18 protein-coding genes are annotated in these 11497 nt (G+C 30.5%); 17 read left to right on the forward strand and 1 reads right to left on the reverse strand.

Annotation, left to right across the window (positions count from 1 at the left end; genetic code table 11):
* The first annotated feature begins 58 nt into the window (after nucleotides 1-58).
* From AC5M21_RS04520 to AC5M21_RS04555, 8 genes are all read left to right on the forward strand, one after another.
* On the forward strand, nucleotides 59-820 hold the full coding sequence (locus AC5M21_RS04520; protein WP_008790020.1) for an EFR1 family ferrodoxin: 762 nt from the start codon (nucleotides 59-61) through the stop codon (nucleotides 818-820).
* 18 nt (nucleotides 821-838) lie between these two features.
* Nucleotides 839-1285 carry a DUF6194 family protein gene (locus AC5M21_RS04525; protein ID WP_008790019.1) on the forward strand — a complete coding sequence of 149 codons (447 nt, stop codon included), beginning with the start codon at nucleotides 839-841 and terminating at the stop codon, nucleotides 1283-1285.
* 124 nt (nucleotides 1286-1409) lie between these two features.
* Nucleotides 1410-1559 (forward strand): hypothetical protein, encoded by a 150-nt coding sequence (locus tag AC5M21_RS04530; protein ID WP_017144099.1) that lies wholly within the window; start codon nucleotides 1410-1412, stop codon nucleotides 1557-1559.
* Nucleotides 1560-1778: 219 nt separating this feature from the next.
* Nucleotides 1779-2621 carry a prenyltransferase/squalene oxidase repeat-containing protein gene (locus tag AC5M21_RS04535; protein WP_017144100.1) on the forward strand — a complete coding sequence of 281 codons (843 nt, stop codon included), beginning with the start codon at nucleotides 1779-1781 and terminating at the stop codon, nucleotides 2619-2621.
* The gene (locus tag AC5M21_RS04540; RefSeq protein WP_008790017.1) at nucleotides 2614-3339 is read left to right on the forward strand and encodes a class I SAM-dependent methyltransferase; all 726 of its coding nucleotides are present in this window, start codon (nucleotides 2614-2616) and stop codon (nucleotides 3337-3339) included. Before AC5M21_RS04535 ends, AC5M21_RS04540 begins: the two co-directional genes overlap by 8 nt.
* A gap of 253 nt (nucleotides 3340-3592) precedes the next feature.
* Nucleotides 3593-3967, forward strand: coding sequence for a GntR family transcriptional regulator (locus AC5M21_RS04545; RefSeq protein WP_008790016.1), 375 nt, complete (start codon nucleotides 3593-3595; stop codon nucleotides 3965-3967).
* 2 nt (nucleotides 3968-3969) lie between these two features.
* Nucleotides 3970-4833 carry an ABC transporter ATP-binding protein gene (locus AC5M21_RS04550; RefSeq protein ID WP_008790015.1) on the forward strand — a complete coding sequence of 288 codons (864 nt, stop codon included), beginning with the start codon at nucleotides 3970-3972 and terminating at the stop codon, nucleotides 4831-4833.
* A complete protein-coding gene (locus AC5M21_RS04555; protein WP_008790014.1) occupies nucleotides 4830-5471 on the forward strand; it encodes an ABC-2 transporter permease in 642 nt (213 codons plus the stop codon). Before AC5M21_RS04550 ends, AC5M21_RS04555 begins: the two co-directional genes overlap by 4 nt.
* A 120-nt stretch (nucleotides 5472-5591) precedes the next feature.
* Here AC5M21_RS04555 and AC5M21_RS04560 read toward each other — a convergent pair whose 3' ends face one another.
* Nucleotides 5592-6380: a Cof-type HAD-IIB family hydrolase gene (locus AC5M21_RS04560; protein ID WP_008790013.1), complete on the reverse strand. Its 789-nt coding sequence runs from the start codon at nucleotides 6378-6380 to the stop codon at nucleotides 5592-5594.
* Between the two features lie 56 nt (nucleotides 6381-6436).
* Between AC5M21_RS04560 and AC5M21_RS04565 the strand changes: the two genes are divergently transcribed.
* From AC5M21_RS04565 to AC5M21_RS04605, 9 genes are all read left to right on the forward strand, one after another.
* Nucleotides 6437-7126, forward strand: a complete 690-nt coding sequence (locus AC5M21_RS04565; RefSeq protein ID WP_008790012.1) for a glycerophosphodiester phosphodiesterase — start codon at nucleotides 6437-6439, stop codon at nucleotides 7124-7126.
* Between the two features lie 9 nt (nucleotides 7127-7135).
* Nucleotides 7136-7654: an AbrB/MazE/SpoVT family DNA-binding domain-containing protein gene (locus AC5M21_RS04570; protein WP_008790011.1), complete on the forward strand. Its 519-nt coding sequence runs from the start codon at nucleotides 7136-7138 to the stop codon at nucleotides 7652-7654.
* Nucleotides 7645-7917, forward strand: a complete 273-nt coding sequence (locus AC5M21_RS04575; RefSeq protein WP_008790010.1) for an RNA-binding S4 domain-containing protein — start codon at nucleotides 7645-7647, stop codon at nucleotides 7915-7917. The genes AC5M21_RS04570 and AC5M21_RS04575 overlap by 10 nt, the downstream gene beginning before the upstream one ends.
* Nucleotides 7918-8058: 141 nt before the next feature.
* Nucleotides 8059-8355 (forward strand): sporulation protein YabP, encoded by a 297-nt coding sequence (gene yabP, locus AC5M21_RS04580; protein WP_008790009.1) that lies wholly within the window; start codon nucleotides 8059-8061, stop codon nucleotides 8353-8355.
* A complete protein-coding gene (yabQ, locus tag AC5M21_RS04585; protein WP_008790008.1) occupies nucleotides 8355-8777 on the forward strand; it encodes a spore cortex biosynthesis protein YabQ in 423 nt (140 codons plus the stop codon). Before yabP ends, yabQ begins: the two co-directional genes overlap by 1 nt.
* Nucleotides 8738-9031: an FtsB family cell division protein gene (locus tag AC5M21_RS04590; protein WP_008790007.1), complete on the forward strand. Its 294-nt coding sequence runs from the start codon at nucleotides 8738-8740 to the stop codon at nucleotides 9029-9031. The genes yabQ and AC5M21_RS04590 overlap by 40 nt, the downstream gene beginning before the upstream one ends.
* Nucleotides 9032-9068: 37 nt before the next feature.
* On the forward strand, nucleotides 9069-9860 hold the full coding sequence (locus tag AC5M21_RS04595; RefSeq protein WP_008790006.1) for an alpha/beta hydrolase: 792 nt from the start codon (nucleotides 9069-9071) through the stop codon (nucleotides 9858-9860).
* Nucleotides 9853-10689 (forward strand): Cof-type HAD-IIB family hydrolase, encoded by an 837-nt coding sequence (locus tag AC5M21_RS04600; protein ID WP_008790005.1) that lies wholly within the window; start codon nucleotides 9853-9855, stop codon nucleotides 10687-10689. Before AC5M21_RS04595 ends, AC5M21_RS04600 begins: the two co-directional genes overlap by 8 nt.
* Complete coding sequence (locus AC5M21_RS04605; protein WP_008790004.1) at nucleotides 10682-11497, forward strand: Cof-type HAD-IIB family hydrolase; 816 nt, start codon at nucleotides 10682-10684, stop codon at nucleotides 11495-11497. The genes AC5M21_RS04600 and AC5M21_RS04605 overlap by 8 nt, the downstream gene beginning before the upstream one ends.

The raw sequence follows: 11497 nt of genomic DNA on the forward strand, positions 1-11497 counted from the left end.
TAAAATGACATTAGAATAGAGACGTGATAGAATAGACGTCATAAGGAGGTTGCTAAAGATGATAGGTATTTATTTTAGTGGAACAGGAAATACAAGATACTGTGTAGAAACATTTATGAGGAAATATAAGGATAATTCTGAAACATATTCAATAGAGGATGACAATATTGAGAGCTATATTTTAAAGAGTCACGAGATTGTTTTTGGCTATCCTGTACAATATAGTCAAATACCAAAGTATGTTAAAGATTTTATTGATAATCATGCTGATTTATGGAAAGGCAAACATATTTTTGTAATAGCAACAATGGGGCTTTTTAGTGGTGATGGCGCTGGGCTATTGGCACGCCAGTTAAAACAATATGGAGCTACTATTGTTGGGGGATTACATTTAAAAATGCCTGATTCGATTGGTGATGAAAAGGCATTAAAACGTCCGTTGGATGTGAATAAAGAACTTGTTATTTCGGCAACTCATAGGATTGAAGAGGCTGTTATGAATTTGAAGATGGGCCAACCTTCACAGGTTGGGTTAGGTTTTTTCTATCATTTGGCAGGCTTGTTTGGACAAAGATTATACTTCTATAATAAAACTAAAAAATATAATGATAAATTAAAAATAGACATATCAAAGTGTATAGGATGTGGAAAATGTGTTGAATTATGCCCAATGAAAAATATTGATTTAAAGGCTGGTGTTGCGACTTCTCATCATCAATGTACAATGTGTTATCGCTGCGTTAATAATTGTCCTACAATGGCATTGACAGTACTTGGGAAAACAGTTATAGAACAAAGTCGTATTGAGAAATATTTGTAAAATAAGGAGGATTATTCTATGAATGCAGAAGAGATATTACAATATTGCTTGGACAATCTTAAAGGAGTTGTCATGGTAGAAAGCTGGGGAGAAAGAGGAATTTATTATAATCCTGAAGGGCTTCTTCAAAGAGGGGTGTATATTTTAACGATTAAGGATAAAGATGGTCAAAATGATAAGGGTTCACAAATAAATAGAGAAGGTGTGTTTCGCGTTAATTTAGGGATTCGCAAGAAAACATTTATTGATTTGTTTGGAGCAACGCCTAAAAGACCAGCGGCTGGAGAGATGGTTGATATGAATTGTGATTTCACTTCGTTGAATCAAATCATGCCTCATCCTGTATATGCATGGATGAGTTGGATCTGTGTTCTTAATCCAACTCCAGAGACATTTGGAAAATTGAAACCATTGATACAAGAATCATATGAGTATGCAAAAGAAAAATATAAGAAGAGAAAATAAATTTACAGTCAATGAGGATTTATATAATAGAAAAAACTGCACTCATTGTTATTGATATGTAAAAAGAATCAATATAGTTATCACCCAAAACTTATAGATAAAATGAATTGAAAGATTCAAGAAAGTGTATAGAGATAAGAAGTGGTTATCTATATTAAAAATAAAGGAAGGCGAAAGAAACAATGCATCTGGATTTGTAGAAGGACTATTGGTTGTTTCTGATTATATTTTTGAGAAAGAGAAAGCAAGCTTGTTTCATAATCAAAAATTGTAAATTTATTAAAAGAAAACAATATACTCCATATTCAACTTGTTGCTATTGATGGAAATCAATGTGTTGACATCTTAGCAATTGAGGGTATTCGACTAGACTTCTCTATAGACTTTCTAACTTATTATATAGGTTTTAAATCTATAAATCAGTTTGAAATAACAAAGCAAAGATTGCTAAAATCGCATGTTTATATTATAGACAATAATGAGGAATAAGACTATGAATAAAAAAAGTTATCAAAAAGATATAGAAATCATTTTATCGCACAGATATGATAATGGTGATGATTTATGGACAACTGAAGATAAGAAATTATTAAAAGGTGCCCCATTTACTACCTTGGAGAGTGTGAACTTTTTGTTGGAATTAGGAGTATCACCTGAGGATGAGATTATGAAGAGAGTGGCTACTCTTATTTTGAGTGTATATAAAGAAGATGGTCGGTTTAAAATATCACCTTCAGGAGGAATCTATCCTTGTCATACTGCACTTGCTTTACAAACACTTTGTCATATGGGATATTCTCAAGACCAAAGAGTTCAGAACTCATTTCAATACTTTTTGAATACCCAAGAGGATGATGGGGGATGGAAATGTTATAAATATAGTTTTGGAAGAGGGGAAGAAACAAATTATTCTACACCTAATACAACACTTATTGTTTTAGATGCATTCCGTTTTACAAAGCATTTTAATGAAAATAAAGCACTAGATAAAGCTGTTCATTTTTTGTTAGAACATTGGGTAATAAGAAAACCAATTAGCCCCTGTCACTATGGGATTGGCAAACTTTTTATGCAAGTTGAGTATCCGTTTAGAGGATATAACCTTTTCCATTATGTTTATGTGTTATCGTTCTATAAGTCAGCCAGACATGATCCAAGGTTTTTAGAGGCTTTCCAAGTATTACAATCCAAATTATTAGATGGACAAATTGTAGTAGAACGTGTGGTTCCAAAATTAGCTAAATTATCTTTTTGTGAAAAAGGAAAGCCAAGTGCCTTAGCAACACAGCGTTATCAAGAAATATTAATGAATATAGGAGGAGATTGTCATGAGTAATATATATGATAATGAAGAGTTTTTTGAAGAATATGCGAAAATGGCGCGTAGTCAAAAAGGATTAGATGGGGCTGGTGAATGGCACCAGTTAAAAGTTATGTTTCCAGATTTAAAAGAAAAAACAGTATTAGATTTAGGTTGTGGATATGGATGGCATTGTCAATATGCTGTTGAATGTGGAGCTAAGCAAGTTTTAGGGATTGATTTAAGTGAGAAAATGATTCAAGAGGCACAAACGAGAAATAGAGATACACGTATTACATATAGGGTTTGTGGATTGGATACATATGAATATCCAGCGAATACATATGATTGTGTAGTTTCAAATCTGGTCTTACATTATGTTAAAGATTTAAGTCAGGTTTATAAGAATGTATATAAGACATTAAAAAAAGATGGTGTCTTTATTTTCAATATTGAACATCCTATATTTACAGGGAGTGTCAATCAGGAATGGATTTATGATGAACAAGGAAAACCATTATATTGGCCAATTGATCAATATTTCATGACAGGTGAACGCGTCACACACTTTTTAGGAAAAACGGTTACAAAGCAACATCATACATTGACACAAATTCTCATGGAACTCCTTAAAGCAGGTTTTCAAATTGAAGTTATTGAAGAAGCTAAGCCATCGTCAGATATGTTAGATATTCCTGGGATGAAAGATGAACTACGAAGACCAATGATGTTATTGGTGAAAGCGAAGAAGTAGATGATGAATATGTGAAGATCAAAAATATGATGAAGGCAGCGAACATTTCTATAATAACAATGAAAATGATAGAAGCTTTAATATTGTTGTGTAACTGAAATTTAGAAAGAGTTCGTACCGCTCTAAAAAGTATAATATATATAGTTTGGCAGTTTCTTATACAAGAGACTGCTTTTTACGTTTGCGTCTTGACAAATTGCATACAAGTGTATATACTGTACTTGTATGATAAGTACAGTATGGTGGTGAAAGTATGGAAATTATATTAAGCAATAGTTCGAACGAGCCTATATATCAACAAATTACTTCACAAATTAAAACAATGATTATAGATGGAACACTCAAAACAGGTGATTCAATGCCATCAATGCGAAATTTGGCCAAATCATTGCATGTCAGTGTAATTACAGCACAACATGCTTATGAAGATTTGCAGAAAGATGGTTTTATTGAAACAGTCGCAGGAAAAGGGACATTTGTATCTGCTCAAAATAAGGATTTTATTAAGGAAGAGCAGTTACGGATCATTGAAGAAAAAATTGAAGATATTGTGAAAATCGCTAAGATTTATGATGTTTCTTTAGAGAATATGATAAAAACATTAACAGTGATTTATGAGGAGGAATAAGTATGGATTATGCATTAGAAATTAATCATTTAACAAAAAGATATAAAGATTTTTGTGTAAAAGATATTTCGTTAAAGATTCCAAAAGGAACAATTATGGGATTAATTGGTGAAAATGGAGCTGGGAAATCTACAATTATTAATACTATTTTGAATATTGCTAAAAAAGATGAAGGTGATATTAAGATATTTAATAAGGATGTTTATCAATATGAAAGTGTTGTTAAAGAAGATATAGCAGTGATTTTTGATGAATGTCATTTTAATCCTAATATGAAACCAGATAAGATTGGAATAATGATGTCAAAGATTTATAAGAATTGGAATCAAGAAACATATTTAAAGTATTTAAATCAATTTCATTTATCTAAAGATAAAAAAATTAAAGAGTTCTCTAAAGGAATGAAAATGAAGTTGAGTTTTGCAGTTGCTTTTTCACATAATCCAAAACTTTTAATTTTAGATGAAGCAACAAGTGGATTGGATCCAGTTGTCAGAGAAGAAATATTAGATATTTTAAAAGATTATATAGTTAATGATGAAAATGCTGTTTTAATATCTTCACATATTACAAGTGATTTGGATAAAGTTGCGGATTATATTTCATTTGTACATGAAGGTGAACTGTTGTTTACTAAGACGTATGAAGATATTCAGGATAACTATGGAATATTAAGATGTGGCAAACAGATGTTTGAGATTTTAAATAAAGAAGATGTTATAGCATACAAAAAAGAGGAATTTGAATATCGTGTATTAATTCACAATAGACAGGATTTTATGAAAGTTCATACAGATGCCATTGTTGAGAAAGCTGATGTTGAAGACTTGATGCTATTTTATATAAGGGGGGAACGTGTTTTATGAGAGGAATTATTTATAAAGATTACTTGATTGCTTTTTTACCAAAGAATATTATTTCAATGTTAGCAAATATTATTGTTTCAATTGGAATTGTTATCTTTTTTCCTAATTATTATGGACTTGCTCTAACTGTTGCTTTAGCAATTCCTGTTTCTGGATCAGCTTTATTACAAATGACAATGGAGCAGGATGAACAATCTAACTTTGATAAAATGCAACTCACATTCCCAATGACAAAAAAACAAATTGTCCTATCTAAGTATATTGGTGGGTTAATGACTCAAAGTGTATTCTATTTGTTTTCGTTAGTAGTAACCTTATATTATTATTTCACTGGTGTTGCAGAGTTCATACCAGCTCTACAATTATGGATTTTAGGTATTATAGTAGGATTGATTTTCTTTGGTATTTGTTATACTGGATTTTATTTATTGGGAAATAAAAAAGGTTCTATTATGTATATGATATTTATGGTTGCTGCTGCTATTATTTATATTCTCAGTTTCTTTAATTTTGATGTTATGAGTATTGTGAACGTAAATCATAATATATTATTAATGATAGGAATAATTCTTGCTGTTATGACTCTCATAGGAAGTTATATACTTTCCGTGAAAATTTATACAAAAAGATATTCCTAGTAAAAAAGTTGGTTAACAGTGCTGATGACTATAAATTGGGTGTTTTTAAATTAATGCTAATGCCAAATAAAAAGAGGACGAATTTTTAATTCGTTCTCTTTTTATTTGGCATTAGCATGTTTAGTCCTTTTGAAGTATATTGTATTTAACCAATGCATTATATATACCATCGTGATCAATATCATCTGTTACATCACTGGCAACTTCCTTTAATTCTTGAGTTGCATTTCCCATAGCAATAGAAAGCCCAACGAATTCAAACATATCAATATCATTATGACCATCTCCAAATGCCATCGTTTCTTCAGGTTGAATATCATAATGTTTTAATACTTCACGAATGCCATTTTGTTTTCCACCTGTTTTAGGTATAATGTCTATAGCCAATTCATGCCAACGTGTTTTTTGACAATGAGGCATAATATCTAGGATGATATTTTCTTTTTGAGATGTTATATCATATGGAATAACTTGATAGATAGGATGTGAATAAGCGCGATTTATATCTTGAATATCAGGCAATGGTGTTGAAATGGCATCTTGAACAATTTGAACTGCATCATTATGATAATTAATATACATAAGTTCTTTTTCTACAAATATGCAAGGGAAAGGATGTTTATCAATGAGTTTTAAAATATTGTGAATATCATGAGAATGAATAGGTAAATCATAAATGATACCATCTCGATTATAGCAATATTGTCCATTGAGTGTAATGTATCCTTCAAATTCTAAGTCATGTATAGGTAAATCAACCATTTCAGATATATGACGACCAGTTGCAATAAAAGTATAAATTCCTTTTTCTTTTAGGTGCTGTAATGCAATTTGAGTGGAATATGGAACACTACGTGTTGTGTGAGATAATAATGTTCCATCAATATCAAAAAAGATAGCTTTAATCATTTTCGTTACCTCCGAATTATAGTATAATCATTATAGCATAAAGAAAGGGATATACGATGAAAAAATTAGCCCATAGAGGATATAGTGCTAAATATCCAGAAAATACAATGGAAGCTTTTATCAAAGCTTATGAACAAGGATTTGATGGTGTTGAAACAGATGTTCATTTAACTTTAGATGATGAACTTGTTTTGATTCATGATGAAAAAATAAATCGTACAAGTACTGGTAAAGGTTATGTTAAGGACCATACATTAAAAGAGTTGAGAAATTATAATTTTAATTATAAAGCTTATGGTGAATATCCTATACCGACTTTAAAAGAACTCTTAGAATTTATACAGGATAAAGAGTTTGTAGTCAATATTGAGTTAAAAACAGATGTTATTCATTATGATGGTATTGAAGCAAAAGTCTTAAAACTTGTCAAGGAATTAGGTGTTGAAGACAAAGTCTATTATTCATCATTTTATTTACCTACTCTATTAAAAATAAAAGAGTTAAATCCAGATGCTTATGTTGGATATTTAATGGAATTTAAATATAAAAAGAAATATCAAGAGTTGCTAGAAAACAATATTTTGGCATTCCATCCAAGATATACATTCTTGAATGAAAAAAGAGTTCAAGAGTTAAAACAACATAACAAGATTATTGCAACTTGGACAGTTCCAAATTTTAAAGAATATCAACGTTTAATTGACTTAGGAGTGGACATAATAATATCAAACGAATATTTCAAGTGAGGTAAAATTATGAAAACAACTGGTATGGTAAGAAGAATTGATGAATTAGGAAGAATTGTTATTCCAAAAGAAATTAGAAAGCAATTAATGATGCGAGAAGGAGAAAGTATCTCATTTGCATTGGAAGATGAGAAGATTATTTTAACAAAGTTCTCAATGTTAAATAAAATGGGTTCAGCAGTAGAACTTTTATTAGAAAGATTATACAAAAAGTATCATAACACTTTTTTGTTATGTGATAAGAAGAATATTATTGCATGTTCATCTAATGGGCTAGCAAAATATCAAAGAAAGCCAATTACAAAAGATTTTGCTTTAATGATTGAAAAAGAAGAAGATACTATTGAAACAATGTTGGAATTTGTGGATGATGTTGAAAAGGTGACAATTTTACCATTAAAAGGTACACAGGAAAATCTAGGTGCATTATTAATGTTGACAGATGAAACACCATATTATATGATTGATGAAACACTTCTTCAATTTGTGAAGGAGGTTATTGAGCAGGAGATGGAGACATGCGGTTAGATAAGTTTTTAAAAGTATCAAGAATTATCAAAAGAAGGACAGTGTCTAAAGAAATTAGTGAATCTTCACGTGTGAAGGTTAATGGCAAAATGGCTAAACCCTCTACAAAACTGAAGATTGGTGATATCATTGAAATTGAATTTGGACGCAGTATTTTAGTTGTTCAAGTGAAGGATTTAAAAGATCATGTCCTTAAAGATGATAGTACAATGTTATATGAAATTATAGAAGAAAAGAGAAAAGAAGAAGTATTCATTGATTAAACTTCTTCTTTTTTTGTTGTAGGATCATTTCTCTGCTTCATAAAAAGATAGACTTCAAAAAATAAATACTATCATAAATGAAAAGAAGATAAAGGTCTAATTTTTTATGTTGAGCATATGTTGTTGTGAGGAGGTCTATCTATGGATAATAATAGTTTACATTTTGAACAAACACCTTATCATCATATTTGTCTAAAAGATCGTAAAAGTTTAGAATTGACTGGTGTGAAGAAAATAGAAAGTTTTGATTCGTATGAATTTTTAATTGAAACTTCATTAGGGTATTTAAATATTACTGGAAGTGAATTGACTTTAGTTCGCTTGGATCAGGATCAAAACGAAGTGAGTATTAAAGGGAATATTGATAGTATGAGTTATGTTTCAGACAAGAAGAAATCTCATCAAAAGGAAAAAGGCTTTAGTAAACTGTTGAAATAATGGATTTATTGACACAGTTTCAATGTCTGTTTTATTCATTTCTTTTTGGTTTTGTAATGAGTGGTGTTTATCATGTCATTAATCGTTTTTTGTATAAGATTCCATATATTTTTCGATATATTTTACAGGTTGGAATTGGTGTATTGTTTGGTATTTTATACTTTTATGGTTTGGTTATTTTAAATGATGGTATTTTGAGACTTTATTTCTTTGTTATGATTTTTATTGGATATTTGTTCTATCAAAGATATTATGCTTATTATATTTTGTATCATTTAGAGATCTTTGTTCGTATTTTGAAAAGAATTATCGCACCTTTTGTCTTCTTTTTTCGTTATATTAATGGTATAATACAAAAAAGAGTGAAGAAGGTGAAATTAAAATGGCAAAGAAAAAAGGACCAGGATACAGAAGATTCATAGGATTTATATACTTAGGCATTTCTGCTATTTTAATTTATACTTTAGGGATGAATGCTTATCGTGTCTTTGGGCAAAAAAAGGAAATGGCTCATTTAGAGAGTAAAAAAGCTGAATTATTAAAAGAAAAAAAAGATTTATCTGAACAGGTTAAACTTTTAAATGATGATGATTATGTAGCACGTTATGCTAGAGATCATTATATCTTCTCTAAGGATGGAGAAGAAGTGGTAAAATTACCAGATTCAAAGAAATAAGCTTGTGCTTATTTTTTTGTGTTGCAGGAGGAAAATTATGATTGTATCATTTCGTATGCAGATGGAAGCGTTAAAAAGAGATCGCAAAATAACTGTCTATCTTCCTAAACGCTATTATCAAGAAGATAAACATTATCCTGTTTTATATATTCAAGATGGTCAAAATGCATTTTTTGACGAACTATCATATTGTGGTATCAGTTGGGGTTTTTTAGATTATGTAGAAAACATGGATTTAGATATTATCATGGTTGCTATTCCATGTAATGAAGCTGGATTTAAGAGAATGGATGAATATGGACCATGGAAAATTAATGAGGCATTTTCTTATCAGGAAACAGGAATTAAGAATAAGATTATTGGTGGTGAAGGCATAGCATATGTCAAATGGCTTATTGATGATTTAAAGACATATATAGATCAACGTTTTCGTACAATCCGTGAAGACACTGGAATTGTTGGAAGTTCTATGGGGGGTGTGATTAGTGCATATGCTGCATTAGAATATCCAGAAGTTTTTCATAAGTGTGCTGCACTGTCTACTGCTTTTTGGTTTTATATGGATGAATTTACTGATCTTATTGAAAAACATAATTATCAGGAATTAGAAAGATTCTATTTTGATTTAGGCGAGTTTGAAGGGTGTGGGGACGCCCGTATTGATGAATGGTATATTGAAAGTAATAATGATATTTATAGCATGTTAAAGGATAAAGTTGAGAGTTTAGAATATCGTTATTTTGAGGGGGCTGAGCATAATGAGGCTCAATGGCGCCAACGTGTTCCTTTGTTTATGGATTTCTTTTATGGAGGTAATGAAAATGTATAAAATGATTTTATCGGATTTGGATGAAACTTTATTAGTCGATCATCATGTCCCAGAAGTGAATCGTGCTGCTGTTGGGAAATTGGAATCTAAAGGTGTTAAGTTTGTTCCAGCAACAGGTAGGGCTTTTAATATGATTGGAGAAATTCTTCAGGAATTAGGTACATATCAAAAGGCAGGAGAGTATTCTATATGTTTTAATGGTGGATTAATTGTAGAAAATAAAGACAATCACATTCTTTATTTTAATGGTTTGACTTTTGAAGATACGAAGACATTGTTTGACATAGGGAAAGACTATGATGTATGTGTCATGATATTTACTTTGGATTGTTGTTATATATTTAAGGCTGATCCTGATGAGGTTGCTAGAAAAACTGCTCAGAAAGCAAGATTTGAAGTTATTGAGGATTATAATATGGACTTCTTAAAGGAGGCAAAGATAGCAAAAATTCTTTTTGAAAAACGTGATATGCCTTATTTAAAAAAGATAGAAGAAGACTTAGTTGATGTTACCAAAGGGCGTTTTGCAGTTAGTTATTCATCATATCGATATTTAGAGTTTAATCCCTTAGATGTAAGTAAAGGTTCAGCATTGCTATGGTTAGCTGATTATTTAGGAATCAGTCAAACTGAAACAATTGCTATAGGTGATAATTATAATGACACTTCAATGATAGAAACAGCAGGACTAGGTGTTTGTGTAGATGGAGCTACAGATGATATCAAAGCAATGTCAGATTATGTAACGACTGTTGATTATGATCAGGGAGCTGTTGCTGAAGTTATTGAGAAATTTATTGAAAGGGATGGTGAGTTTAAGAATGTATAAGTTAATAGCAAGTGATATGGATGAAACATTGTTAAATGATAATCATCAAATTTGTCAGCATAATATTGATATGATTTTAAAGGCGAAAGAGAAGGGTGTTAAATTTGTTCCAGCAACAGGAAGAGGCTTTATGTCGATCCAACATGATTTGAAAACTTTGGGTTTATATGATGAACTTGGTGAATATGTGATTTCATTTAATGGTGGTGCTTTAACAGAAAATAAAGATAATCAAATATTATTTTTTGAGGGACTTTCTTTTGAGAAAACAAAAGAAATATTTGAGTTTGGATTAGATTGTCATGTTTGTCAACATATCTATACAAAGGATACAGTTTATGTGTTCAATCTATCTGAATCAGAAGCCCAAAGAATTCAGAATCAAAAAGTAGAATGTGTTATTATGGAAGAAAATACAATTGATTTCTTAAAAGATCAGCCAATTTCAAAGATTTTATATCAAAATACAGATGTTCCTTATTTAATGAGTTTAGAACCTCAAATGAAACATATTTGGGAAGGTGAGTGTGCCGTAAGTTATTCTTCTAATCGTTATATGGAATTTAATAAATTAGGGGTAGATAAAGGTGCTGGATTAAAACATTTGGCAGAAATTTTAGGAATTGGCATAGAAGAGACAATTGCTGTAGGAGATAACTATAATGATATGTCTATGTTACAGGTGGCAGGATTATCAGTTGCTGCTGCGAATGCAGTGGATGATGTGAAAAAGGCTTGTGATATTGTAACGAAAGCGGATAATAATCAGGGTGTTGTTGCAGAAGTTATAGAAAGGTTTATTTTATAA

The organism is Coprobacillus sp. (assembly GCF_984815275.1).

What these genes read in the sequence shown, in the direction of transcription:
- AC5M21_RS04565 (WP_008790012.1), top strand. Translation starts at nt 6,437, where the DNA reads ATGAAAAAATTAGCCCATAGAGGATATAGTGCTAAATATCCAGAAAAT.
- AC5M21_RS04570 (WP_008790011.1), top strand. Translation starts at nt 7,136, where the DNA reads ATGAAAACAACTGGTATGGTAAGAAGAATTGATGAATTAGGAAGAATT.
- AC5M21_RS04600 (WP_008790005.1), top strand. Translation starts at nt 9,853, where the DNA reads ATGTATAAAATGATTTTATCGGATTTGGATGAAACTTTATTAGTCGAT.
- yabP (WP_008790009.1), top strand. Translation starts at nt 8,059, where the DNA reads ATGGATAATAATAGTTTACATTTTGAACAAACACCTTATCATCATATT.
- AC5M21_RS04545 (WP_008790016.1), top strand. Translation starts at nt 3,593, where the DNA reads ATGGAAATTATATTAAGCAATAGTTCGAACGAGCCTATATATCAACAA.
- AC5M21_RS04575 (WP_008790010.1), top strand. Translation starts at nt 7,645, where the DNA reads ATGCGGTTAGATAAGTTTTTAAAAGTATCAAGAATTATCAAAAGAAGG.
- AC5M21_RS04560 (WP_008790013.1), bottom strand. Translation starts at nt 6,380, where the DNA reads ATGATTAAAGCTATCTTTTTTGATATTGATGGAACATTATTATCTCAC.
- AC5M21_RS04555 (WP_008790014.1), top strand. Translation starts at nt 4,830, where the DNA reads ATGAGAGGAATTATTTATAAAGATTACTTGATTGCTTTTTTACCAAAG.
- AC5M21_RS04595 (WP_008790006.1), top strand. Translation starts at nt 9,069, where the DNA reads ATGATTGTATCATTTCGTATGCAGATGGAAGCGTTAAAAAGAGATCGC.
- AC5M21_RS04535 (WP_017144100.1), top strand. Translation starts at nt 1,779, where the DNA reads ATGAATAAAAAAAGTTATCAAAAAGATATAGAAATCATTTTATCGCAC.
- AC5M21_RS04525 (WP_008790019.1), top strand. Translation starts at nt 839, where the DNA reads ATGAATGCAGAAGAGATATTACAATATTGCTTGGACAATCTTAAAGGA.
- AC5M21_RS04520 (WP_008790020.1), top strand. Translation starts at nt 59, where the DNA reads ATGATAGGTATTTATTTTAGTGGAACAGGAAATACAAGATACTGTGTA.
- AC5M21_RS04540 (WP_008790017.1), top strand. Translation starts at nt 2,614, where the DNA reads ATGAGTAATATATATGATAATGAAGAGTTTTTTGAAGAATATGCGAAA.
- yabQ (WP_008790008.1), top strand. Translation starts at nt 8,355, where the DNA reads ATGGATTTATTGACACAGTTTCAATGTCTGTTTTATTCATTTCTTTTT.
- AC5M21_RS04550 (WP_008790015.1), top strand. Translation starts at nt 3,970, where the DNA reads ATGGATTATGCATTAGAAATTAATCATTTAACAAAAAGATATAAAGAT.
- AC5M21_RS04590 (WP_008790007.1), top strand. Translation starts at nt 8,738, where the DNA reads ATGGCAAAGAAAAAAGGACCAGGATACAGAAGATTCATAGGATTTATA.
- AC5M21_RS04605 (WP_008790004.1), top strand. Translation starts at nt 10,682, where the DNA reads ATGTATAAGTTAATAGCAAGTGATATGGATGAAACATTGTTAAATGAT.